General features: G+C 65.7%; 20 protein-coding genes. 11 read left to right on the top strand and 9 right to left on the bottom strand.

What is annotated here, in order from left to right:
- Positions 1–44 precede the first annotated feature (44 nt).
- Complete coding sequence (locus CHINAEXTREME_RS01405; protein ID WP_076738686.1) at positions 45–701, top strand: type I 3-dehydroquinate dehydratase; 657 nt, start codon at positions 45–47, stop codon at positions 699–701.
- A 3-nt stretch (positions 702–704) separates the two neighbouring features.
- Here CHINAEXTREME_RS01405 and CHINAEXTREME_RS01410 read toward each other — a convergent pair whose 3' ends face one another.
- The 3 genes from CHINAEXTREME_RS01410 to CHINAEXTREME_RS01420 form a co-directional block, all read right to left on the bottom strand.
- Positions 705–1091 (bottom strand): hypothetical protein, encoded by a 387-nt coding sequence (locus tag CHINAEXTREME_RS01410; RefSeq protein ID WP_007142296.1) that lies wholly within the window; start codon positions 1089–1091, stop codon positions 705–707.
- A 195-nt stretch (positions 1092–1286) separates the two neighbouring features.
- Entirely contained in the window at positions 1287–3698 is a 2412-nt protein-coding gene (locus tag CHINAEXTREME_RS01415) for a methyl-accepting chemotaxis protein (protein WP_007142295.1), read from the bottom strand.
- Positions 3695–4948, bottom strand: a complete 1254-nt coding sequence (locus tag CHINAEXTREME_RS01420; protein WP_007142294.1) for an ABC transporter substrate-binding protein — start codon at positions 4946–4948, stop codon at positions 3695–3697. The genes CHINAEXTREME_RS01415 and CHINAEXTREME_RS01420 overlap by 4 nt, the downstream gene beginning before the upstream one ends.
- Before the next feature lie 1332 nt (positions 4949–6280).
- Between CHINAEXTREME_RS01420 and CHINAEXTREME_RS01425 the strand changes: the two genes are divergently transcribed.
- The 5 genes from CHINAEXTREME_RS01425 to CHINAEXTREME_RS01445 all read left to right on the top strand — a co-directional run bounded on the left by CHINAEXTREME_RS01425 (position 6281) and on the right by CHINAEXTREME_RS01445 (position 13838).
- On the top strand, positions 6281–6679 hold the full coding sequence (locus CHINAEXTREME_RS01425) for a hypothetical protein (RefSeq protein WP_007142293.1): 399 nt from the start codon (positions 6281–6283) through the stop codon (positions 6677–6679).
- A 75-nt stretch (positions 6680–6754) separates the two neighbouring features.
- Entirely contained in the window at positions 6755–7825 is a 1071-nt protein-coding gene (locus CHINAEXTREME_RS01430; RefSeq protein WP_007142292.1) for a Cdc6/Cdc18 family protein, read from the top strand.
- A gap of 163 nt (positions 7826–7988) precedes the next feature.
- Entirely contained in the window at positions 7989–11609 is a 3621-nt protein-coding gene (locus tag CHINAEXTREME_RS01435; RefSeq protein ID WP_007142291.1) for a PAS domain-containing protein, read from the top strand.
- Position 11610: 1 nt separating this feature from the next.
- Positions 11611–12075, top strand: a complete 465-nt coding sequence (locus CHINAEXTREME_RS01440) for a response regulator (protein WP_007142290.1) — start codon at positions 11611–11613, stop codon at positions 12073–12075.
- Positions 12072–13838, top strand: coding sequence for a bacterio-opsin activator domain-containing protein (locus CHINAEXTREME_RS01445; RefSeq protein WP_007142289.1), 1767 nt, complete (start codon positions 12072–12074; stop codon positions 13836–13838). The genes CHINAEXTREME_RS01440 and CHINAEXTREME_RS01445 overlap by 4 nt, the downstream gene beginning before the upstream one ends.
- A 188-nt stretch (positions 13839–14026) precedes the next feature.
- On the opposite strand, the gene CHINAEXTREME_RS01450 is transcribed toward CHINAEXTREME_RS01445, so the two are convergent.
- Positions 14027–14632 carry an HdeD family acid-resistance protein gene (locus CHINAEXTREME_RS01450; protein WP_007142288.1) on the bottom strand — a complete coding sequence of 202 codons (606 nt, stop codon included), beginning with the start codon at positions 14630–14632 and terminating at the stop codon, positions 14027–14029.
- Positions 14633–14874: 242 nt separating this feature from the next.
- Between CHINAEXTREME_RS01450 and CHINAEXTREME_RS22110 the strand changes: the two genes are divergently transcribed.
- Positions 14875–15105: a hypothetical protein gene (locus CHINAEXTREME_RS22110; protein WP_238593332.1), complete on the top strand. Its 231-nt coding sequence runs from the start codon at positions 14875–14877 to the stop codon at positions 15103–15105.
- A 5-nt stretch (positions 15106–15110) separates the two neighbouring features.
- Here CHINAEXTREME_RS22110 and arcS read toward each other — a convergent pair whose 3' ends face one another.
- Positions 15111–16886 (bottom strand): archaeosine synthase subunit alpha, encoded by a 1776-nt coding sequence (arcS, locus tag CHINAEXTREME_RS01460; RefSeq protein ID WP_007142286.1) that lies wholly within the window; start codon positions 16884–16886, stop codon positions 15111–15113.
- A gap of 141 nt (positions 16887–17027) precedes the next feature.
- On the opposite strand from arcS, the gene CHINAEXTREME_RS01465 reads away from it, so the two are divergent.
- A complete protein-coding gene (locus tag CHINAEXTREME_RS01465) occupies positions 17028–17999 on the top strand; it encodes a DMT family transporter (protein WP_007142285.1) in 972 nt (323 codons plus the stop codon).
- A 9-nt stretch (positions 18000–18008) separates the two neighbouring features.
- On the opposite strand, the gene CHINAEXTREME_RS01470 is transcribed toward CHINAEXTREME_RS01465, so the two are convergent.
- The gene (locus CHINAEXTREME_RS01470; protein ID WP_007142284.1) at positions 18009–18374 is read right to left on the bottom strand and encodes a TRAM domain-containing protein; all 366 of its coding nucleotides are present in this window, start codon (positions 18372–18374) and stop codon (positions 18009–18011) included.
- A gap of 54 nt (positions 18375–18428) precedes the next feature.
- Entirely contained in the window at positions 18429–19910 is a 1482-nt protein-coding gene (gene tgtA, locus CHINAEXTREME_RS01475) for a tRNA guanosine(15) transglycosylase TgtA (protein ID WP_007142283.1), read from the bottom strand.
- Between the two features lie 252 nt (positions 19911–20162).
- Between tgtA and CHINAEXTREME_RS01480 the strand changes: the two genes are divergently transcribed.
- Positions 20163–21356, top strand: a complete 1194-nt coding sequence (locus CHINAEXTREME_RS01480) for a hypothetical protein (RefSeq protein ID WP_010546478.1) — start codon at positions 20163–20165, stop codon at positions 21354–21356.
- Between the two features lie 416 nt (positions 21357–21772).
- Positions 21773–23047, top strand: a complete 1275-nt coding sequence (locus tag CHINAEXTREME_RS01485; RefSeq protein ID WP_007142281.1) for a midas domain-containing protein — start codon at positions 21773–21775, stop codon at positions 23045–23047.
- Between the two features lie 127 nt (positions 23048–23174).
- Here the strand turns inward: CHINAEXTREME_RS01485 and CHINAEXTREME_RS01490 are convergent, their stop codons facing one another.
- Positions 23175–23720 carry an NUDIX hydrolase gene (locus CHINAEXTREME_RS01490; RefSeq protein WP_007142280.1) on the bottom strand — a complete coding sequence of 182 codons (546 nt, stop codon included), beginning with the start codon at positions 23718–23720 and terminating at the stop codon, positions 23175–23177.
- A 174-nt stretch (positions 23721–23894) separates the two neighbouring features.
- Between CHINAEXTREME_RS01490 and CHINAEXTREME_RS01495 the strand changes: the two genes are divergently transcribed.
- Positions 23895–24170 (top strand): PadR family transcriptional regulator, encoded by a 276-nt coding sequence (locus tag CHINAEXTREME_RS01495; RefSeq protein ID WP_006089028.1) that lies wholly within the window; start codon positions 23895–23897, stop codon positions 24168–24170.
- 556 nt (positions 24171–24726) lie between these two features.
- Here the strand turns inward: CHINAEXTREME_RS01495 and CHINAEXTREME_RS01500 are convergent.
- Entirely contained in the window at positions 24727–25002 is a 276-nt protein-coding gene (locus CHINAEXTREME_RS01500; protein WP_007142279.1) for a hypothetical protein, read from the bottom strand.
- Positions 25003–25043 lie beyond the last annotated feature (41 nt).

Below are 25043 nucleotides of genomic sequence, written 5' to 3' on the forward strand. Positions count from 1 at the left end.
GCCGGAACGACACCGTTTTTCTCCCGCTCGGTCACGTCGACAGTATGGAGTTCGACTCGTTCGTCCTGACCGCCTCGACTGCCGACCTCACGGAGGAGCCTGCCGCCCGCGAACACGCCGACGCCATCGAGTTCCGGATGGACCTCGCGGACGACCCGCTGGCCGCGCTCGAGGCTTACGACGGCGATCTGCCGATCCTGGCGACCAACCGGGCCGACTGGGAGGGCGGTGAGGCGACCGAACCCGAGGACGACCGTCTCGAGGCGCTGGCCGAGGCGAGCCGCCTACTCGCGGCGATCAGAGAGGGCGACGCCGACGACCTCCTCGAGACGATCGGAGCGCGCGAACCGGCGGTTTCGGTCGTCGCCTCCGCCCACGACTTCGACGGAACCCCCGACGAAGCGGCGATGGTCGAGACCCTCACGGAGGCTTGCGAACACGGGGACGTCGGCAAACTCGCCGTCACCGCACACGATCGAAGCGACGCGCTCGCCGTGCTGTCGGCGACCCACCGGCTGACCGCCGACGGGAGGACGGTCGCGACGATGGCGATGGGCGAGGCCGGAAGCCACACCCGCGCAGTCGCGCCGGTGTACGGCTCCAGAATCGGCTACGCGCCCGTCGACCCCGAAAACGCGACCGCGCCGGGCCAGTACGACCTCGAGACGCTGGCGCGGTTGGTCGAGTCGCTCGCGGACTAGAGATCAGAGATCTTGCAGGCGGATTCCGTCGTCGACGAGTCGCATGTTCCGTTCCCGTTCGAGGTGCTCCGCCAACTCCTCGTGTTCGTAGAGCTGGGCGATCACGTCGGCGTACAGCGTTCGCCACGCGATCGCGTAGATCGGTGACTGCCCCCACGCACGCAGTTCCGGCACCAGTTCGTCGTAGGTCTCGTATCGCTCCTCGAACCGGTCGACGGCCTCGAGAATCCGTGCGGCCGCCTCGCGGTCGTCCTCGGCCTCCTCGATAGCGCGGTTCAGACGTTGTTCCCAGCCAGCGACGGCCTCCTGCATGTCGGCCGCGGCGGTGTCGTCGTCTTCCGGCAGTCGATCGAGTACCGGTTTGGGTACGCCGAGTGAAAGTTCGTCCATACCGGACCTACGTCTCGAAGGGGGAAGAAACTACGGCTACGACTCCGGCCGTGGCGCCAACACCAGTCCGTCGGCGGCGGCGAACGTGTCGTCCGGTCGCTCCTGGAGAGTAAGACGATACAGTAACTGTCGGAGAACACCGAGTCGACGGCGAAACCGGGATTGGGACGGCGACGATCGGTTCCCGACTTCGATCTACCGGGAGGAATCGACCGCCGGCCGCTCCTGTGCCGTCCCCTCCGTCCCGGTCGATTCGCGGTCCGTCTCGAATCGCTTGAGGCGGTCCGAGAGGGCCGCAGCCTGGTCTGCGAGCCCGCCGACGCTTTCGGACACCTCGGTTAGCGACGCAGTCTGTTCTTCGGCCGCTGCGGAGACGTTCCCGGCCTCGGCCGCCGACTCCTCGCTCGAGGCCGCGACGTCGTCGACGGCAGTCACGACCTCCTCGGCGGAGTCGGCCTGGTCGTCCGTCGCCGCGGAAATCTCCTGGACGCCGTCGCTGGTCTCCTCGGCGTAGGTCGTGATCTCCTCGAGGGCCTCGACGGCGGGTTCGACGGCCTCGGTCCCCTGTCGGACCCTGTCGCTGGTCGTCTCGACGACGTCGACGGATTCGTCGGTCCGCTCGCGGATCGTCTCGATCCGTTCTTCGATCTCCGTCGCCGCCTCCTTGGCGTCGGCCGAGAGCGATTTGACCTCGTCGGCGACGACGGCGAAGCCGTCGCCTTCGGTCCCCGCCCCTGCGGCTTCGATCGATGCGTTGAGCGCGAGCAAACTCGTCTGGTCGGCGACGTCCGAAATCGCATCGACCAGTTCGTCGATCCGTTCGACCTCCGTCTCGAGTGACTGGATCGTCTCGACCGCTCGTTCGGCTTCGGCCTCGACTTCGCTCATCTCGTCGATCGCGTCCTGGGCCGCCTCACGTCCGCGATCGCTCGAATCGACAGTCCGTTCCGCGACGCGTGCGACCTCGCTTGCGGTCGAGGCGATCTCCTCGGTACTCGCCGAGAGCCCGGACATTTCCGTCTGGATCGTGCCGAGGCGCTCGCTCTGGCGCTCGGCAACGTCGGAGATCTCCTGGACCGACTCCGAGACCTGCTCGCTCGCCGTCTTTACTTCCTCGCTCGAGGCCGTGACCTGCTCGCTCGCGGCAGCAACGTCGGTCGCGAACCGCTTGACCTCGCCGACGGCGTCCTCGAGTTCCGCGAGCATCGCGTTGAACTCCTCGCCGATCTCGCGCATCTGCTCGTTGTCGGTGTCGACGGTCGCACGAACGGTGAGATCACCGTCGGCGGCGGCGCGCATCGTGTCGCCGTACTGGTCGGCCACCCGCTGGAGTTCGTCCATCACCGAAGCGATCCGCTCGCGCTCGGCTTCGGCCTCCTCACGGGCGGTTTCGGCCTCGGTCTGGGCCTGTTCGGCCTCCCGCTGGGACGTCTCGGCTTCTTCTTTGGCCTCCTCGGCGGCGGTGATCTGGGCGTCGAGCGAAGACCGCATCTCGTCGAACGCCCGGTAGAGCCTGCCGACTTCGTCGATCCGGTCGCTCTCGAGATCGACGTTTCGGTCGCCGTCTTCCATCCGTCGCGCCCGGTTTCGGAGATCCTCGAGGGGGGTAACGGTCTGGCGAGCGAGCACGAAGCCGGCCGCCAGCAGGGCAACGAGCCCCGTACCGATCACCGAGAGCAGGGTCCAGCCGACGGCGTTGCTCGCCGCGAACGCCTGCTCGGCTGGCACGGTCGTTACCGCGACCCAGTCGTTGTTCGCGGTCGCGGCGTAGCCCGCGACGACGTCGGAATCGTCGTCGCGCTCGAATGCGGTCCCGTCGCGGGTATTACCCAGGTCCGCGACGACGTCCGGATCGAGTTCGCCGCGGAGTTCGTCGCTCGCGAGGACGGTCTCGCCGTCAGTGTCGACGATCATCGTCTCCTGGTCGTCGTGTAACTGTCGAAGACCGTCGACCCGGTATTCGATCGTTCCGACGACGACCGCGATCCGTGCCTCGTCGCCCTCGACCGGGCTGGCAAACGAGATGACCTGGTCCTCGACTGTCTCGTCGGCGTACGCCGTCGGCGAGTGCCAGACGTCGTTCGCCGCGGTCAAATCGACCCCGGGTTCGATTTCCGTCCAGGGCTCGTCGAGGGAGTCGACCGACGCCCCGCGTAACTCGCCGTTCGTACTCGTCAGGACCTGTCCGTCGTTCGTATCGACGACGTGAACCGCCCGGACGTCGACGGGAAGCTTCGCCTGTTCCTGGACGACGTGAGCCTCTGCCGTTTCGGCGTCGGTTCCCGCAAGCGCGGGATGTGACGAGAGCGACCGCGTATGCGACTCCATCGAGATCATCCACTCGTCGATCGAGTCCGCGTGCATGTCGACCGTCGCCGTCAGTTGCTGCTCCGCGTCGGTCTCGACCGTCCGTTCGGCCTGAACGTAGCCGATCCCACCAACCAGCGAGATGACGATCAACACTGCGAGAATCGTGATGACGAACTTCGCCCGGTAGCTTCGTCGGACGAAGTCGGGCACCAGCCGCCGGACGACCCCGCCACCGGCCGAGTTCGCCGTCTGCTGGGCGACCGTCTCGTCGGTGCCGTCGTCCGTCTCGGGAGTCATGGTGACACCTCCGTCGGCGTCAACTCGTCCAGCACCTCGATCGCCTCGTCGGCGAAGGTGAAGTACTCGTACTCGACCGAGCCACCGTCTCCGTTCTCGTCGAACTCGATCTCGCCGGCCGCACCGCGGTAGTGGACCGGTTCACCGGCAGCCGCACGTTCGATCCCGTCGGCGAGGTCGCCGGGGAGAATCTCCGTTCCCTCACCGGCCGTTACCTCCCGCATCCGGTCGGCGATCGCCGGCCCGTCGTTCTCGCCGGCCGCGGCGTTCGCCAACAGAACTGCCGCCGCGGCGTCATAACAGTTCGCGGCGAACAGTCCCGGATCGGCGTCGTACTCCTCGCGGTACAGCGACCGGAACTCCGCCTGTCCGGGTCCGCTCGAGGTCGGCGCGGTTCCGTACGCATCGATCCGATCCTCGACCCCCTCGATGACCGCCTCGTTTTGTAACCCGTCGCTGACGAACAGCGTCTCGTCGCCCGCGTGGTCGGCGTAGTACTCCTCGAGCAGCGGTACCCCGCTTTCGGGATAGCTGATCAGGAAGAGTACGTCCGGATCGTCGGCAAGCGCCGTTTCCAGCGGATCGCCGTAGCCGCCATCCCCGGAGGCGAACGACACCTGACGCTGAATCTCGCCGTCGAACGAGGCCGAAAACGCGCCCGAGAGCTGTCGGCCGTAATCCCCCGACGTGTAGAGCGTCGCCGCGGTGTTCGCCCCGTGTTCGGCGACGGCGAGTCGAGCAGCGATCACCGCCTGCAACGAGTCGACCGGTGCCGTCCGAAACGAGTAGCCCCGATCGTTCACGATCGACAGCGTCGGCGTCGTACTCGCGGGCGAACAGGAGACGACGTCCGACGGGATCGTTGCCCGCTGGATCATCTGTAGCGTTACGTCCGAGGCCGCTGCGCCAACGATCGCGGGCACGCCATCGTCGATCAATGCCCCCGCAGCGTCGACCGCGCTCACCGGCGACGTCTCCGAGTCGGCGACCTCGTGCTCGAGGTCGATGTCCGCGGATGCGGCATCCAGTTCCGCAGCGGGCAGCGTCACCCCGTTCAACAGCGCTTGTCCAGCTTGCTCGAGTTCGCCCGACAGCGGCAACACGATTCCGTACCGGAGAGTGCGATCCGAAAGCCGTGGGCGACTCTCCGCTCGATCGTCCGCGTCGGTCGTGAGACACCCGGCCGAAACCGAGAGCGCAGTTCCGCCGACCGCACCGAGGTATCCACGACGATTCCAGCAGTCGGTCATCGTTCGATCGATCCCGGACCCGTCGTTCTCGATCGGTGCATGTCCACACTATTCATAACGGTCCGTTAACCAGACTCGAGCAAGAACGCATCAATATTCTGGCCATCTGGTTGAAGGAATCGTATTTCTGACCCAAAAAACCAATAATAATTCTAATCAGAAACCACCACCACCAATAAATAATCAATTCTATCGTAGTTGAGACGGACGACGCCACCTCTCGTCATCGTCGACTCGATCGAGAGCCCCCGTCACGTCCGGCACGACGCGACACCACCCCCGTAATTTCGTATCGCGATATGGAATTTATTTGCTAACGTGGAGTCGATTCGGGGGGATGGCCACCGGAGTATTCCAGTACGGATCGACTGCCCGAAGTTACACACCGATCCCTCGACCGCTGTGAAATCGGGTGACCAGCAACGAGGAGTCCGTGACGACGCGCTGGAATCACCCCGGGCAGGCCGATCGGGGATCGACGACCGGCGGGCAGAACGGAGGCCATGCCGTCTCGAGAGCAACACTTCAGTAGCTGCCCTCCGGAGCGTGGATTCTGCGGCGCTCGAGTTCCTTCCCGGAAACCGGTACGAACCGCAGTGGTTCGGTTCGGACCGGCTGTCGCCCGCGCACGAAAGGAACTACTACGAGCGTCAGTGGCCCGAGTCCGGTACACAGTCCGACTGTGTCCCCCCGGGGCGAGACCTGGAGTCGACAGCAGGCTCCACGCGGGACTGAACGAAGGACGCTCGAGCACAGTTCCGCCGGACGGTCGACGACGGTCGCACCGATCCAGCCTGGGAACCCCTCGACAGCCCAGGAGGACAGTACCCGGCCGACGAGCGGATCCCTCACGACCGGAGCAGATCCTAGAGAAAAAGCGAGCCGAACCCCTCGAGGTTCGACGTCGAGACGGTTCACGAAGCCGGGTGGAATCAATTCTGAGCGCACACTCGTTCGAAGGGACCGACCGGCCTGAATCGGGCGACCGTGCAGCGGCTCCGGAGAAGCGCTGGGACCACTCGAGACGTGGGGGTGTGCCGTTGACACGTCTGGTCGGCACTGCTCTGTGGATCCGCCCGCTGTGTTCCGGACGTAGGCGATCCGCTTCGTGGGGGTTTCGACCCGACGGTAACGGATCTCGACTCACGAAGACAGAGTCATAAATCCCATATAGCGATATAGAAACCGTTCACTACAGGCAGCGTCGACTCCAGGGAGACCGAACTCGTCAATGACAGTCGATACACCGCCGACGAGTCGAGGTTGCGCCACCACAACCCCCTCCTGTGTTGGCAAGAGTACTTATACGATGACGGGCGGGACTGGTAGCCGATGACATCACAGAGGAACGAGATACCGGACCCGGACCGATACGAATGGGAGTTCGAGAACCGGGACGGTGTCGGGATCTGGTTTATGAACGGCTGGCAAGGCTTTGCGGACGAAACGCTCGAGGCGGCGAGCCAACACTACCGAGAGCGGGGGAAGCAGTCGGACATCGAAGCGACGGTCGCGGTCTTCGGTGACGAGACGAGCCTGCCGAAGGAAACGCAGGAATACATGGGCGAAGAGTGGTCCGCAAACGGAGCGTACACGGGGGTCGAGAGGGTCGGGTTCGTGTCCGACGGGATCACGGCGATGGCGGTCAAATCCCGAATGGATATCGACGGTGCCGAAGTCGAGAGCTTCGACGATCTCGAGGCAGCCCTCGAGTGGGCTCGCGGCGCGTAAAGGGGTTCGGAACTTTCGGAAGTTTCGGAAACGGGACGCCATCGTTTACTACGGTCGACGTACAACCGGACCGCTGTGATCGTCGACGACCGCGTCCTGCGCGAGGACTTCGTCCCCAGCGAGGTGGTTCATCGCCACGACGAGGTGAACCTCCTCTCGGAAACCCTGGAGCCGCTGTTGTACGATCGGCGGCCGGAACCCGCCTTCCTCTTCGGCCCGACGGGCGTCGGGAAGACCTGCATCGCCCGGTACACGCTTGCCCAGTTGCGCGAACAGGAACCCGACGTGCGTGTCGCCTACGTCAACTGCTGGCAGGAGTACACCAGGTTTCGCGTCCTCTACGGCGTCCTCTCGGAGATCGGGCGGGCGATCGACGTCCACCGATCGACCCCGAAGGACGAACTGTTCGGGAAACTCGCCGACGCGGACGACAACCCCATCGTCGTTGTCCTCGACGAGGTCGACCAACTCGAGGAGACGGCTGCGCTGTACGACCTCCACCGGCTGCCCCACGTCTCGGTCGTGCTGATCGCCAACCGCGAGGAGGAACTGTTCGCCGGATTCGACGACCGTGTCCGATCCAGACTCCGGGCCGGAACCCGAGTACGGCTCGATCGCTACGGGACCGACGAACTCGCCGCGATCCTCTCGAACCGCGCGGACGAGGCCCTCGAGCCCGACGCAGTCACCGCCGACCAGCTCCGGCGGATCGCCGACGCGGCCTCGGGGGACGCACGAGTGGGAATCGGGATCCTCCGCTCGGCCGCCCACAGAGCCGAACGGCGTGGCCAGGGGTCGATCGACGCCGAGACCGTCAGGACGGCGATTCCCGATGCCAGGACGGCGATCAGGCGCAAGACGATTCAGGGACTGATCGAGGATCAACGAGTGCTGTACGACGTCATCGCAGCGGAGGGCGAGATCGAGCCGGGCGACCTCTACGCGGAGTACGAGCGACGGGTCGACGACCCGAAGACCGAGCGAACGCTTCGCAACTACCTGACGAAGATGGTCCACTACGACCTGATCGAGGCAGTCGGGAAGCGCCGCGGCCGGACGTACCGGGTGGTCGACGAGGACGCTACCATCGACACCGACTCGGAGGGTGGATCCGACTCCGGGGTCGACGCCGACGAGTTACCCTGACCCCGGTCCGGGCCGCGTCTTCCGAACGACCCCGGGGGACGCTCGATCTCGACGGTAGCGTGTTCGGCGCGAACACTGTCAGGAACGTATGAAAGAAGTGAAAACTGGTGATTCGAGCACTACATTTATACTCGAGAATCGACTTGTGGATAGCAGTCGAAGAATGGATGTCTCCGACCCGGGCGAAGACTCGACCGGCGACCGTCGGGGCGGTCAGCGAAACGTTCTCACGGAGTTAGGGCAACTGGCACTCGAGTCGACCGATCTCGAGTCGCTGTGCTCCGAGACCGTCGACGCCGTTCGGGACGTGCTTCCGGTCGAGTACTGCGGTCTCTTCGTCGTTCACGAACCGGGAAAGCAGGAGGGACGAACGAACCGAGTCGCGACCCTCCGTCATGGCGTCGGCTGGGAGACAGGCGCCCTCGGCTCCGCGACGGTTCCGGTCGACGGAAACGGCGGAGTCGTCGGACATACGGCCGAGACTGGCGATGGGGTCGCCGTCGACGATATCACCGCCGAAGACCGGGTCGCCCGGGCGAACCTGCTCGAGCGCCACGGAATCGCGAGCGCAACGACAGTCCCAGTCTTCGGCGGCTCGAACGAGGACGATCATGACCCCTGGGGCGTGCTTGGAGCGTTCTCGAGCGATACCCGGCCCCTCGACGAGGAGGACCGAGACTTCCTGCGAAACGTCGCCGACCTGCTTGGATCGGCGATCGATACTTACGACGGATCGAATCGCCCACGAGCGGAAGACGGAGAGGCTTCCGACGCCGGCTCCGAGCCGAACGTGGAATCGGAACTGAAGCCGGAACTGAAATCCGACGAGGTGAGCGAACCCGGAGCGGAGGGGACCGATCCGGCCGCCCTCGCCGACCAGCTCATGACGGCCAGCCCGGTCGGCGTCATCGTCGCCGATCCCGACGGGGACATCCTGCGCGTGAACGAACGAGCCGAAGAAATCACCGGCCGGGACCGGGACGAATTCACCACGATGGGGCACGGTGACCCACGGTGGGACACCGTCGACACCGACGGGCAGCCCCTGTCGAGCGAACGATTGCCGTTCAGCCGGGTGCTCGAGACGGGGGAACCGGTGTACGACGCGGAGTTCGGCATCCGACGGCCCGACGGAGAACGGGTCTGGATCATCGAGAACGCCGTCCCGGTCTCCGAACGTGACGACGATGGGATCACCGCCGTCGTCTCTGCCTTCGAGGACGTCACCGACGAGCGGCGCCTCGAGAGCGAACTCGAGACTACCTTCGAGCGGATCACGGACGCCTTCTTCGGGCTCGACGAGGAGTGGCGGTTCACGTACGTCAACGATCGCGCCCGGGAGTTGATCGATCCCGACGGAGAGGGATTGATCGGCAGGAACCTCTGGGAGGCGTTCCCGGCGGCCGTCGACTCCACGTTCGAACGGGAGTACCGACGCGCGATGGCCGAGCAGGAATCGACGTCCTTCGAGGAGTACTTCCCGCCGCTGTCGACCTGGTTCGAGGTCCACGCCTACCCCTCCGAGAGCGGTCTCTCTGTGTACTTCCGCGACGTCACCGAGCGCAAGAAGACCCAACAGGAGTTGCGCGAGAACAACCGGACGCTGCAACGGCTCTACGAGATCACCGCCGACAGCGAGCGCTCCTTCGACGAGAAGCTCCGGGAGTTGCTCGAACTGGGCCGGAACCGGCTCGGCCTCGAGGTCGGCTACCTGGCGATGGCCGACGAGGAGGGGGACCGGTTCGAGGTCACCCACGCAGTAAGCGAGGACGACCGCCTCCAGCCCGGGACGGAGATGCCGCTGTCGGACACGTACTGCCAGCGGACGGTCGAGGGCGACGGGCTGCTCGCGTTCGCGGACGATCCGACCGGCCCGGATGGGGCCGGTGGCACCGAAGGACCGATCGACGCGGACACCTACGAAACGTGGGGCGTCGACTCCTACGTCGGCAGTCGGATCACCGTCGACGACGAGCTCTTCGGTACGCTCTGTTTCGAGAGCGAAGCGCCGCGATCGGACCCGTTCACGCCCGCCGAACGCTCGTTCGTCGAACTCGCCTCGCAGTGGGTCAGCCACGAACTCGAGCGCCGGCGCAGACAGCGCCAGCTCGAGGAGAGCGAACGCCGGTACCGGACGTTGATCGAGAACTTCCCGAACGGGGCCGTCGCGCTGGTCGATCGCGACCTCCGGTACGTCACCTTCGGCGGGACGCTGGAAGGGAGCGCGGACATCGAAGGGCGGGAACTCGAAGAGGAGCCCCTCGAGCGGGCACTCCCCCCGGCCATCGCGGACGTGGTCGTTCCCAACTACGAGGCCGCCCTCGAGGGGCAGCGCGCGTCCTTCGAGGAGGTGATAGACGGCAGGACCTACCAGTTCCACTTCACGCCGGTTCGGGACGCGAAGGGGGAGGTCGTCGCGGCGATGGGCATGTCCCAGGACGTGACCGAGCGCAAGGAAACCGAGCGCAAACTCCGGGATCGGGAACGGCGTCTCGAGCAGTTCAAGCAGTACACCGACGACGTGCTGGACGCGATCGACGACGTGTTCTACGTGCTCGACGAGAACGGAAGTTTCCGTCGCTGGAACGAGAGCCTGCCGACGGTGACCGGCTATACGGACGCCGAAATCGACGCGATGAACGCGATGGAGCTCTTCGAGGGCGAGGACAGGGAGACGATCACGACCGCGATCGACGAGGTCTTCGAGACTGGCCACACGCGCGTCGAAGCGGAACTCGTGACGAAATCCGGCGAGCGAATCCCCTACGAGTTCGCCGCGAGCGCCCTCGAAAACCCCGACGGCGAGCAGGTCCTGACGGGGATCGGCCGTGACATCACCGCACGGCGGAACAGACAGCGCCAGCTCGAGTCGCTGGTCGCGGATCTCGAGGAGTCGAACGAACGGCTCGAACAGTTCGCCTACGCTGCCTCCCACGACCTTCAGGAACCGCTGCGGATGGTCTCGAGCTACCTGACGCTGGTCGAACGGCGGTACGCGGACGAACTCGACGAGGACGGCAGAGAGTTTATCGAGTTCGCCGTGGACGGTGCCGAACGGATGCAGGAGATGATCGACGGCCTCCTCGCGTACTCCCGGGTCGACACACAAGGAGATCCGTTCGAGCCGGTCGACGTCGACGCCGTCCTCGAGGACGTACTCGCCGACCTCGAGGTGCGAATCGCGGAGACGGGGGCTGACGTCACGGTCGAGTCGCTGCCGACGGTCTACGGCGATCCCGACCAGCTCCGGCAGCTGTTCCAGAACTTGATCGACAACGCGCTCACCTACGACGACGACGGGCCCCCGGAGGTAACCGTGTTCGCCGAACTCGAGCCAGAATCCGAATCCAAACGGGACGGCGACGCGTGGAAAATCTCGGTTCGGGACGAGGGGATCGGAATCGATCCCGACGACGCGGAGCGGATCTTCCGGGTGTTCGATCGGCTCCACACCGTCGACGAGTACTCGGGAACCGGGATCGGACTCGCACTCTGTCAGCGCATCGTCGAACGCCACGACGGCGACATCTGGGTCGACTCCGAACCCGGCGAGGGGTCGACGTTTACCGTTCGGTTGCCCGCCACGGCGGAGTCCCGCTCCGGCGAGACGGCGCGGTCGATGACCGAGTCGGCAGGGAGAGCGGGTGACGTGGCACCCGAGAGGCGTGCCGGCCGCCAACACGAGCGAAACCGGGGACGAACACGCGGCCGCGGTCGCGAGAGTGAAAGCGGAAGGCGTAACGGAACCGGGACCCGAGAGTCAACGACGGACGAGACTAGATAGGATGACAGAGATGTACTCGAGTGGTCCCGAGCCGGCACGGATCCTGTTGGTCGAGGACAACCCCGGAGACGTCCGGCTGACCCGGGAGGCGTTCGAAGCGGCCCGGATCGAGAGCGATCTCTACGTCGTCTCCGACGGTGCCGAAGCCCTCGAGTTCCTCGAGCAACGCGGCGAGTACGAGGACGCGCCGCGGCCGGATCTCGTGTTGCTCGATCTCAATCTGCCGCGGGCGAGCGGAGAAGAGGTTCTGACGGAGCTCAAGGACGATCCGGAGCTTCGTACGATCCCGGTGATCGTGTTGACGAGTTCCCGGGCGGAAGAGGACATCGTCCGCTCGTACGAACTCCATGCCAACGCTTACCTGACGAAGCCGGTCGATCCTGACGAGTTCATCGAGACGATCCGTGCCTTCGAGGAGTTCTGGTTCACGGTCGTCCATCTGCCTTCGGAGGTCGAGGAATCATGAGCGAACCCGATACACCGATCGAACGCAATCGAGGTACAGCGACGGACGACCAAGACCGAGACCGAGACCGAGACGAAGACGACCACGTTCGAGAACGGGAGGACCCCCAGGGACGCGACGATACCCTCGAGATCCTCCTTATCGAGGACAACCCCGGCGACGCGCGGCTCATCGAGGAGATGCTCCGGGACACGGAGGAACTCACACAGCGGATCGATCCGACCGAGACCTCCGGAACGAAACCCGACATCACCCGCGAAAGCCGGCTCGAGGACGGCCTCGAGTCCCTCGAGAACGAGACGGTCGACGTGGTGTTGCTCGACCTCAACCTGCCGGACAGCAGCGGTCTCGAGACGCTCGATACCGTCGACGACGAGGCCGACACGACGCCGATCGTGGTGTTGACTGGAGTCCGGGATCAGGGAGTCGGCGTCCAGGCGATCCAGCGCGGTGCCCAGGACTTCCTCGTGAAAGACGAAGTAACGAGCGAACTCCTGGTGCGAACGATTCACCACGCGATCGAACGGGCGCTCCAGGAGCGCGAACGCCGCCGCCAGCGCGAGCAACTCGAGACGCTCAACCGTCTCAATCGGATCGGTCACGACATCACCCACGCGGTGATCACGACCGAGACCCGGGCGGAACTCGAACAGGAGGTCTGTGACCGGCTCGTCGCGGACGACGCCTACCACTTCGCGTGGATGGGGGCGGTCAACCCCGGGAGCGACAACATCGTTCCGAAGGCGGCGGCCGGCGAGGAGGACGGCTACCTCGAGTCCGTCGAGATGAGCACCGACGACGGGGCGGACGTCGGCAAGGGACCGGCGGGGCAGGCGATCCGTACCGGGGAAGTACAGGTGTGCAACGACGTCGAGACCGACCCCGAATTCGAACCCTGGCGAGCGGAAGCCCGCAAACGGGGGTTCCGCTCCGTCGCCGGGATTCCGATCATCCACGAGGACCTCGTCTATGGCGTGTTACTGGTCTACTCGGCGTCGCGTCGCGCCTTCACGAGTCCGGTCACGACGATCCTTTCGCGGATCGGGGACGTCGTCGCCCACGCGATCACGGCCATCGAACGCCGCGACGCGCTCGTCAGCGACGCCGTCATCGAACTCGAGTTCCGAATCAAAGGGATGGCCGAGGAGGTGGTCGAGCTCTCGGCGACGGAGTCGTGTCGGGTCGAGTTCGAACAGCTCGTCCACGGTGACGATACGCTGCTGGCCTACGGATCGGCCGAGGGCGTTTCCGAGGAGCGGTTCCAGGAGGCCGTCGAGGAGACGAACGGGATCGAGGACGTCCGATTCCTCTCGGTCAGGCGCGACGAGTTCGAGTTCGAACTGCTCTCGCCGGCCGCCGTCGAGCTTTTCGACACCATCGCGACCTACGGCGGACGCATCAAGTCCGCCACCATCGAGGACGGGGAGTTCCGGTTCATCGTCGAACTCCCCCGCGGCCGGGACACCCGCCAGTTGATCGAACTCATCAAGGACCAGCGCCCCGATGCCACCTACCTCGCCCAGCGGACCACTGAACGGGGCGACCACTCGGAATCGAATCCGACGACCGTTCTCGAGGGTGACCTCACGGAAAAACAGCGGGCCGCCCTCGAGACGGCCTACTTCGCGGGGTACTTCGACTGGCCGCGCGAGAGTACCGGCGAGGATATCGCCGAACGCCTCGGTATCTCGCCCGCGACGTTCAACCAGCACCTCCGGACGGCCGAGCGGAAGTTCTTCGATTCGGTTCTCGGCGAGGAGTGACCGTCTCCGACCGGCTACCGACCTCGGCTTTCGCCATCAGCGGGCGCGTCGATCGCGGTCCAGCCGCGGACGGGCGCGAGGTCGACTCGAGCGGTCCACGGCGGCCGGTCGGGACTCGACGGAACAGTCGTTCGACCCGGAGCGGTCGCTCGAGAAAAGAGGGACGACTCGAATCGCTAAAAAACAGCCTACGCGCCGCGCGGTTCACCCGCGGGCGGGGTCGATTCGTCGGTACGGCGGCCCGAAACCGCCACGGCACTCATCGAGACGCCGGTCGCGAAGAGAGCGACGCCCACGAGGAGACCGATCGCCCACGCCGCGTCCGCCGGGAAGCCGGCCCAGAGGAGGCCGGCGAGGACGAGCGAGAGTCCTCCGCTGGCTGCGATCGAGAGCCGTCCGGGTTGGTCGCGCAACCGCATCGCCATCCACAGTTCCGCGACGCCGTCGACCAGCAGGTACGCGACCAGCAGGAGCGTTAGGCTCGTGAGTCCGACGATCGGGTTCGCGAGTACGACGATCCCGGCGACGACCGAGACGACGGCGAGCGCGATCTGCCAGAGCGAACCGCGCCACCCTCGAGCGGTGACGGCGTGGCCGCCGTGAACCACGCCGCTGACGACCAGGAGCGCGCCGAGTCCGACCGCCAGCGAGATCCCGGTCGCGAGCGGCAAGGCCATGGCGACGAGACCGAGGAGCGCGACGACCCCGCCCGCGATCGCGAGCGTCCGCCATCCGCGCGAGACGGAGTAGCCGTTCGAAGCGTCGACGTCAGTGTCAGGTGTAATCGAATTCATCGAGTAATATAGGCTTCGCGAGGAGATAAAACGAATACGCGATGCGCCGGTATATCGCGGTTCCGGACCGGTCGGATCCCGCGACTGGCGGCGTCTCGAGACGGCGACGGGGATTCGACGGGTTCGACCCCGAGCCCTCGTTCAACGTGGCCGATGTCTCAGTTCTGCCGGACGAAAAGTCTAGCTCTCCTCGTCCGGCCGTCGGTCGAAACGACGACGGGCCGCGAGGGCGAACACCGACCGTGAGCGAGGACGAGACCGAAAACGGGCGTGTGCTCGAGGACGAGCACGGTGGAAAAACGGAATCGAGCCGCGAAGGGAACGGCGAGGCCGACATCGAGCGGGACGGAGAACCGACCGACGATCCAGCGGCAGAACGGCGAGCCGAGCGCCGTGAGTGTGCGATCTGTGGCGAGGAGGTGCCGTCGGCGACGTACCGCGAACACCTGCTCAAGGAGTGTTCGGGCCCGTAACGCGACTACTTCTCCTCGACGTGACGGACCTGGCAGGCGACCCCGCGCGTGCTCTCGGCCATCTCGCGGCCGAACATTTCGGCACGGCCCACGGCGAAGGCGTTCGGTCCTTCGACGACGACCTCGTCGCCCACCCGAATGTCTTCGTCGGCGTCGACGACCCCCGGCGCGAGGACGCTGCCGTGGGGCACGAAGCCGTCGATTTCGACCCGCTTGACCGGCGCGTCGCTGTCGACCCAGCGTTTCGCCCCCTCGAGCGTAAAGGAGAGCGTTCCGTACTGGGGCACCATCGTCGCCAGTTGCGTCTCCTCGCGGTCGCGAACCTGGATCTTGGGGTAGCGGCTGGTCGTCCGAATTTCCTCGAAGAGGTCGTCGCCCGCGCCGTCGCCGAGCAGGTAGTCCGCGATGGCGCGGACGGTGTTGTGTTCGCGCTCGCGCTTGGAGTACTTCAACTCGCCCGACAGCGCATCGCCCAGGTTCGAGAGGGATTCGTCGTCGGTGGGGTGGCCGCCCTCGGGGACGGTGTAGGTGACGTCGAGGTCGTCGTCACCCTCCCACGACTCCTCGACCCGCTCGACGATGTCGCGGTACCCCTCGTCGGGGACGTGTGCGACGACGTACGGGTAGGTGTCGGCGTTGCGCTCGAGGTAGCGACGCAGCACCTCGCCGACGAACTCCTTCTCGTCTTCGGACCAGCGGCCGGTGACGACGGTGTCGTAGTGCTGGGCCGGGTAGGTCGTCTCGAGTTCCTGTGGAACGACGCCGATGGGGCTGGTCATCGAGACGAGGTGGGCGCGCCACTGGATGACGTCGTGGAACTGGCGGTGGCTCTGGGACTCGCTGTAGGGTTTCGTCGCCGAACAGGGGACGAGCACGAGCGGGTTCGAGAACCGGTTACGATATCGCGTCGTCACGCGGTCGGCGAACCGCTGGATCTCGACGCGCCGCATGGTGTCCTCGGTCGCCGCCGAGATCTGTGCGTCCCGGAGGATCGGCGTCCGTTCCTCGAGGTAGCCCCACTGGTCGTCGAGTTCGCGCATGGCGGCGGTGAGCCACTGGTCGTGGCGGGCCTGCCCCTCGAGGTAGTCCCGAAGGCGGCCGTCGCGGATCCGTCGGCGGACGATCGTCAGTTCGGACTCGAGGGCGTGGCGGTTGTGCTCGGCGCAGTCCTCGCGGGTGAACTCCTCGCGGGGCTGCTGGCAGGCGGGACAGGAGCAGGGCAACTCGTCGAGGTCCTCGAGGAAGTACGCTTCGTCGGTCGTGAGATAGCGGCCCTCCGTTCCCTTGACGACGGCCGCGGTCGCGTCGAAGCAGTCGACCCCCGCGTACGCCAGCAGCGCGACGTTCCGGGGCGTCGCGACGCCCGAGAACAGGAGGGCTGTGTCGGCCGGAATCGACTCGCGGACGTTCACGACGGCCTCGACCAGCGCCGCGCCGTGGCCGATCGCGGACTGCACGTCCGAGACGGCGTAGGCGTCCGTTCCCTGCGCCTCGACGTGATCGCTCGAGACGACGGCGACGCTCGGGTAGTCGACGTCGGGATAGTCGACCGCGAACGACTCCTGGACCTCCTCGGCGGTGCCGCCGGGGAACGCCCGGTGGGGGAGGACGGTGAGTGTCGACTCGTCACCCTCGGGGACGTCGCGGTCGCTCGACCAGAGCGAGCCCGCATCCTCGAGGAGGTCGTCGACGAGCGCGGGGGTCGTCCGGGAGTCGGCGAGTCGCAACTCGCCGACGCGGGCGGCCCCGTCGCGCTCGTGTACTTCGAAGTGCTCGGTCATACCAGATATGGGTGGTGGCGAGCGAAAGAGGCTGTCGGTCGGCCGTCGCCGGGCCGGTGTGAACCCGGTGTGGGAGCGGTTCGGTGTCGGCTCAGTGCCGGTTCCGGAGCGGTTATTTCCCCAGCATCGAAACCGGGGACCATGCTACACCCCCGTCCCCTGGCGTCGATCCCGACGACGCCCGCGTTGGCGGGCCTCGAGGTCGGCCTCTCCGAATCGGCGCTGGGGATCGCGCTCGCGACCGTCGGTGCCGTCGGCTTCGCGGGCCAGTTCCTCTGCGTTCGCCTGGGGACCGAGGACGGCGACGTGATCGACGCCGTGTTGGTCGTCCTGCTATGTAACGTCGCGCTGCTCGTCCCGCCGCTTTTGGTGCTGTACCCGCCGCCCTACGTCGACCTGTACACCCCCGTCTCCGCGCTCTCGTTTGCCGCGGCCGGCGTCGCAGGAATGTTCGTCGCTCGAGTGGCGATGTTCCGGAGCATTAAAGCGATCGGCGCGAACCTGACCTCGCCGATCGTCGCCTCGAACGTCTTCTTCGCGACGGTCTTCGCCGTGGTCTTCCTCGGGGAGCGGCTGACCGGCGTCCACCTCACCGGCATCGTCCTGATCGTCGCCGGCCTGGCCGTCGTCTCCTGGGACACCGCCGCGTCGACGGGGCCGGACCGGTCGCTTCGGGAGGTCGGTGCGACGCTTCTCCTGCCGCTCGTGGCGGCCGTCTCGATCGGGATCGAACCGATCTTCGTCTCGATCGGGCTGGCCGACGGCACCGCGGTACTGCCCGGGATCGTCGTCATGGCCGGGACCGCGACCGTCGGCTTCGTCGGCTATCTCGGGGTCGGCGAGTCGGTCCGGCGCGTGCGCCGCTCCGGCCCGGAAGTGAGGTGGTACGTCGGGGCCGGCGTCGCCACGACCGTCGGCTTCCTCGCGTACTTCGCCGCCCTCGAGGTCGCGCCCGTCGTGATCGTCATGCCGTTCCTCCAGCTGACGCCACTGTTAGTCGTCGTCCTCTCCGTACTGTTGCTCCCGAGTCACCTCGAGCGGGTCAGCTTGCGGGTGGTCGCCGCGGCAGTTCTCGTGGTGATCGGGGCGACGTTCGTCTCGATCTCGGGGTGAAAACGAAAGCTACGCTCGGCTGCGATATCGCGCGGTCGCGGACGTGTGTCCGCGGTTGAACGAGAGGATCTCGATCTCGATCACGTCGCCGACCTCGAGTCCCCGGGGGAGGTCCTCGACGAAGACGACGAACCCCTCGACCTTCGCGACGGCCTGTCGTTCGCCGGAGTGGTGTTCGGTGAACTCCTCGACGGCGACGCGTTCGACGTCGCCGAGGTCGACCGGCGGCTCCCGCCCCTGGGCCTCGCGGTGGCGCTCGTAGGACTCCCGGCGATCCGCCGAACCCGACACTCGGCCGCGGAGTCGGCCGGCGATCCACGCGGCGAACAACACCAGCACGACCCCGCCGAGCGCGAGCGACGCTACCCCGAGCATGTCCCGAACCGGGGACGCTCGCCCCTTTGCTGTTGTGGTTCGGCGAGCCCGGCGTCAGTCGCCCTCGACGGTTAGGTCGACCAGATCGACGTCCTCCGGCACGGCCTCGAGCACGTCCGCGGGCCAGCCACGGTGGCCGAGCGTCACCTCGGTCTCGGGGTTTGCCGCGACGAGGCGGGCGACGCCTTCCGCGGCGGCCTCGAGGGCCGCGCGGTCGGTCCGCTCCGGTACTTCGGCCGTCAGCGGGTAGCTCTTCGAGAGCGCCCGGGGGAACGGCCCGAAGGGAGGCTCGACGCGCCAGGACGCCTCGAACTCGTCGCCGCGTGCCGGCTCGCCCTCCGTGAGGAACAGCGAGTCCGGTACTGCGAGCCGCTCGAGGCGCTCGTGGTGGCGCAGCACTTCGGGGCGGCGTGCGCTCTCGTGGGACGTGTAGAAGAACGAGCCCTTCGAGACGGGATCGGACGACTCGAGCTGGGCCGCGTGGTCGAGCAGCGCCCGGTAGCCGTCGAGCATCGCCGGGTGGGCGCGGGCGCGCTGTTCGACCAACTCGAGGAGGTTCCCCGCACGGATCGCCTGTTTGATCCGGCGGATCTCCTCGAAGGTGACGTGGAGATTGTGGGCGGCCAGTTCCTCCTCGCGCTCCCGGTCGGACAGCGCGAGGAGGTCGTCGGGCGAGTGCTCGGCACAGACGGGACAGGAACAGGGGAAATAGTCGAGGTCCTCGAGCTGTCGGGTGCCGCGGACGGTGAGATAGCGGTCGTCGCGCGCGTAGAGGGCGTAGGCCGCGGAGTCGAACAGGTCACAGCCCATCGCGACCCCGAGCGCGAACATCATGGGGTGGCCGGCGCCGAACAGGTGGACTGGCGCGTCCGCGCCAAGCCCGCGTTTCGAGGCGGCGACGACGTCGACCATGTCGTCGTACCGGTAGTCGTTCATCAGCGGGACGACCGCGCCGACGGGGAAGACGTCCAGATCCGTGGCGTCGGCGTGGCGACCCGCCTCCTCGCGTAGGTCGGGGTACGTCGACCCCTGGACCGGCGCGGAGACGAGCATGTCGCCGGTGTCGACCCCTTCGGCGACCTCGAGCCGCTCCTGGGTCGTCTCGAGTTCCTCCGCCGCGCGTTCGCGGGAGACGTCCGGCGGCGTCGGGATGTCGACGGGCGTCCCGATGTCGGAGCCGATCTCGCGCTGGAACTCGAGGATCTCCTCGGTCGTGACGTCGATGTCGCCGTACTCCGAGAGCTGGAAGGAGCCGGAGTCGGTCATGATCGCGCCCGGGAAATCGAGCATGTCGTGGAGCCCCTCCTCGAGGGCTTGCTCGCGGACATCCTCCGTGCCGTGGATGATGTAGGAGTTGGTGATGAGGATCTCCGCGCCGAACTCCTCGGCGAGTCGGCGGGGACTGATCGTGTCCAGATTGGGGTTGATCACCGGCAGGAGGGCCGGGGTTTCGACCGTGACGTCGGCTCGCGGGACGGTGAGTTCGCCGATCCGGCCGCCGGCGTCGACGTCCCTGAGTTCGAAGCACTCGCGCATCGACCGTGTATTACCGACCATGGCGGTAAGGATTCCGTTCTCCGTAAGGGGGATACCCGGCAGCGAACGCAAGCAGAAGGGAAATTCCGCTCGAGGGACCCCCGTTCTATCGAACCCAATGAGTGTGTCGGTATCCGACGGCGTGAAGCCGGTATTACCGTTTCTCGCCGCCGTTCTCTCGGAAGTTGTCCCTGGGATAATCCCGTAACAGTCGCTCCGCTTTACTCCGGGACTGCCGGTAGGTCGGCCTGCATGGTTTCACGACCACAGACACTCGGAGTCGTCGTGATCGCGATGATGATTGCCCTGTCGGGACCGGCCCTGGCAGGTGCGACGTCCACACCCGACGACTCCGGAGACATGGGCGCGACGCTCGAAGGCGTACAGGTAGACACACTGGAACTCGACAACGTCACCGTCGAGAACGCGACGATCGAGGAGCTAAACGTCGAAGAACTCGACGCCGACGAGGACGAACTTCAGAAACTCGTCGACGACGGTGACGGGGTTGCGGACGGCGAGTCCGACGACAGCGAGAGCGACAACGACACCGACGACACGCAGGTCTCCCTCTCCGACATCGAGATCGAGCACCTCGAACTCGAGGACGTGACCCTCGAGGAACTCGAACTCGAGGAGAACGAGACGGACGACGAGATGGCTGAAGACGAGATGGCTGAAGACGATGACGCCAACGGGATGGACGACAACGAAAACGGCGTCGACGAAAACGACGAAAACGAATCCGGGACCGACGACGAACTCGAGTTGATCGATGAGGACGCCGATGAGGTCACCATCGAGGACCTTACCATCGAGTCCATGGACGTCGATCAGTTGACGATCGACGAGTTGACCGTCGAAGACGACGGGAGCGACGAGGCCGAAGACACCAACGAGACGAGCGACGAAACCGAGGAGAACGAAGACAACGAGAGCGACGAAGAAGCCGGGAACGAACTCGATACCGAGGACGCACCCGAAGACGACGAGACCGAGGAGAACGAAGACAACGAGAGCGACACTGGAGAGGAACGCCTCGAGGAACTCACCATCGAGCAGTTCGACGTCGAGGAGGTCACGATCGATTCGATGACCGTCGAGTCGGTCGACGCCGAGGACGACGACGAACTCGAGGCCGAGGACGAAGAGAACGGCGTCGTCGAGGACGAAGCCGACGCCCTCGAGGAGGACAACGAGTCCGACGACGGGATGGACGACAGCGTCGACGACGGATCCGACGAAACTGACGAGGAGAGCGACGACGGGGAGACCATCTCCGAGGTCTCCGCGACGTCGATCGACATCGGCGACGCGACCGCCGAGTCGTTCACTATCGGCGAAGCAGACGGCCTAGACGACCTCGGAGACGAGGAGACGGACGACGACACCGACGATACCGACGACGAAGAGGACGACCAGCCGTCGATCGGCGCCCTGAACTGATCACACCTACCGGCGCCCGTTCGACGTCGAACCGAGCGAAGACCGCATCGAGCGGTTCACAACGAGTTTCTTTTCGTGCCGACCCTGGTACCGCTCGAGACCGAACAGCGGACCTGTCTATCGCTCGTCGAACCCTCGAGCGAGGCGTCGGCGAGAACCGTAAACAGCAGTAAAATCTCGTTCCACGGCTGTTTCGATAAGACGGCGGCCAACGCAAGCACAACCCCGATTCCGGACGAGTTCCGGCTCCGTGCCGGGAACGGGGACCGTCGGCGGACCGGAGAGTATGAACGGCTGATTAGAATCCGCGCCGCGATTCCAACTTGCGGTTTCTCCGAGAGGTCGCTTCGAATCCGTGAGCTAATCCCGAAACGGTCGGCTCGTTTTAGCCGGGAGACGGCTGTAGCCCCCAGCGCATGGTTTCACGACCACAGAAACTCGGCGTCCTGTTCGTCGTACTCGCGGTTGCGCTGTCGGGGCCTGCCCTCGCCGGCGCGGCCACGGACACGACGGACGACGCCGGAGACATGAGCACGAGCGCGACACTCGAGAACGTACAGGTCGGGACACTCGAACTCGAGGATGTGACGGTCGAGAACGTCACCATCGAGGAACTCAACGTCGAGGAGTTCGAGGTCCAGTCCGAGGATCTTCAGGAAGAGATCGATCAGGAGACCCAGAACGAGACCGCCGATGACGACGAAAACGCCACCGAGGACGGCAACGAAACGGATGGCAACGAGACCGCCCAGGACGTGACGTTCTCGAACATCGAGATCGAAGAACTCGAGTTCCAGAACGTCTCGATCGAGGAACTCGAACTGGACGAAGGCGGCGCCGCCGATACGAACGAGACCGAGGATGACCCTGAAGGCGGAGACGACGAGGAGACGGGTCAAACCGACGAAACGGACGGCGGCCAACAGTTAATCGACGAGAACGCGGACGAACTCACCGTCGAGGAACTCACCATCGAGACGATGGACGTCGAGCGAATGACCATCGACGACCTCGAGGTCGAGGACGGCGGGATCCTGAGTCAGATCGGCGACTTCATCAGCGGGCTGTTCGACGGCGGCGACGAGGAAGACGGGACCGACGAAACCGAGGAAGACACCCAGGAGACCGAAGACGGGAACGAAACCGACGAAGACGCCGGCGCCGATCAAGCCGACCAAACCGAGGACAACGAAACGACCAGCGAGGAGATAGGCGAACTCACCATCGAGCAGTTCGACGTCGAGGAGATCACGATCGAGTCGATGACGATCGACTCGCTGGAGGAAGCCGAAGACGGCGAAGACGCCCAGGAGACCGGGGAGACCGACGAAACGGAAACCGAAGACGGCGAAGACGCCCAGGAGACCGGGGAGACCGACGAAACGGAAACCGAAGACGGGAACGAAACCGACGCCGGTACCCAGGAAGACGAGGAGGCGACCGACGACGCTACCGCCGACACCGAGACCGGCCAGGACGGCGAAACCGTCTCACAGGCGTCCGCGACGTCGATCTCGATCGAAGACGCCAACGCCGCGACGGTCACCTTCGAGGACACCCAGGAGCTCGAGCAACTCGCCGGCGACGAGACCGACGAAAGCGAAGGCGGGAACGATACCGACACCGGTACCGACGGGGACGAAGACGCCACGAACGACGACGAAGAACCTTCGATCGCCCTCCCGACGTAGGCCGACAGCCACCGGCACCCTGCCGGTCCCTCGCATCGATCCGAAGTTCACCCCCCGGGCGAGCGGTCGGCGGTCACCCGCCGACCGGGGGCTAACTCGAGCGATTCCGCATTTCCTTTTCCGGTCGCTACTCCTCGAGCAGCCGATAGTACGCCACGGCGAGCACCGTCCGCCCGTCGCGAATCTCGCCGTCGCGTACCGCCGCGAGGAGGTCGTCGAACGCCCGTTGCCGGACGCGGATGCTCTCGTTGTGGTCTAAGTCCTGCTCGGCGGTCGGGCGACAGCCGGACGCGACGAAGAAATGCATGACGGAGTCGGCGATGCCGTTTGCGGGTTCGACGGTCACGAGCGGCTCCAGCCGCTCGGCCTCGTGGCCCGTCTCCTCGGCGAGTTCGCGGTGGGCCGCGGCCTCGAGGTCGGCGTCGGCGGGTTCGACGCCGCCGACCGGCAGGCCGTGACTGACGCGGTTGACGGCCTGTCGCCACTCCTCGATGCAGACGACGTCGCCATCGGGCGTAAAGGGCAACACGCAGACGCTCGCCGGTTCGGAGACGTAATCGAACTCGGTTTCGGTCCCGTCCGGAAGCCGAACGGATTCGTTAACGACGTCGAAGCCGGGACACGTGTACGCTACTCGTCGGTCCCCGGTTTCCCAGGCGAGTCGGTCGCTCATACCCGCCGTAGAACGGGGCTCGTGAAAAGCGCCCCGTCCCGGTTCGAGCCCCCTTTCGATCCTCCCAAGGAGCCCGTTCTGGGCCTACGTGCCGCGTTCCGAGCAACACGATCGTCGTATCAGCTCTATAACAAAGCCACGAATCGATGAACGTCGATATTCAGAGAGTGATCCATGGACCAGCTAACAGGGTTTCAGCGTGACTTGCTGTACGTCATCGCAGGAAAAGATCGACCGTCCGGACAGGAGATTCTCGACGACATCAATCGATACATCGACCAGCCGGTAACCCACGGCCGACTGTATCCGAATCTCGACACGCTCGTCGAGAAGGAACTCGTCGAGAAGGGGCAACTCGACCGGCGGACGAACTATTACGCGCTCACGCCGAAAGGCCGTCGCGTTCTTCAGCGTCGCCAGGAGTGGGTCGACCAGTACGTCGACGTATAGCATCGCTCCGGGCGCCGTTTTCGACGGATCGGGACAGGAGAACCGACGCCGATAGCACCAGCTCCGAGATAGGGCACTCAGGAACCCCGACGCAACCGACCCTCGAGACGGAAATCGGGACCGTCCGAACGGCGGTCGGGCTGCGGTCACCACGTCGCAACGGGGCAACCGTCTCGCATCGAACTCGAGCGAGCACGGTCGCGTACCTGCCCACATGATCATCGACCCTACCGCTTCTGTAAGCGGTGGCATACGCGAGAAGGGGCGCCATATACGTTGTATCGAACCGTGTATGCGGTCGTTACGACGCCGTAGGCGACCCCGACCCGGACAGGTTTTCGAGGCGAGCCATTGGGCGGGCGACAGGTGGGTATCGGCTCGAGAACGGGAACGGGAACGGGAACGGGAACGGGAACGGGAACGGGAACGGGAACGGGAACGGGAACGGGAACGGGAACGGGAACGGGAACGGGAACGGGAACGGGAATGGACCGCGACGTTCCTCCGAAAAAGCAGTACAAAGGCGGATCGTCCCGCCGATTCTCTCCGTAGGAGCCTAGCTGTCGTCCTCGTCGTCCTCCTCGTCTTCGCCCATTCCGGCGTCTTCCTCTTCTTCCTCTTCGGCCATGTCCTGACCGTTGCCGGTACCTTCCTCGGATTCGGTCTCGCCCTCCTCGCCTTCGGGCTGGACCCCATCGTCGTCCTCGCCGCCTCCTTCTTCACCCGGGCCGCCGCAGCCGGCGAGGACGACCGTCGACAGCACCGCGCCCGCGGTCCCGAGCAGTCGTCGACGCGTCGCTCGCTCCTGTCGCCGCTCACGAGTAGGAGTCATTCTCGAGTTCGAATCCGGTATAGGGACCGATAAGTCGACGG

Origin of the sequence: Halobiforma lacisalsi AJ5 (genome assembly GCF_000226975.2) — an archaeon.
In the GTDB taxonomy this organism is placed as follows: Archaea; Halobacteriota; Halobacteria; order Halobacteriales; family Natrialbaceae; genus Natronobacterium; species Natronobacterium lacisalsi.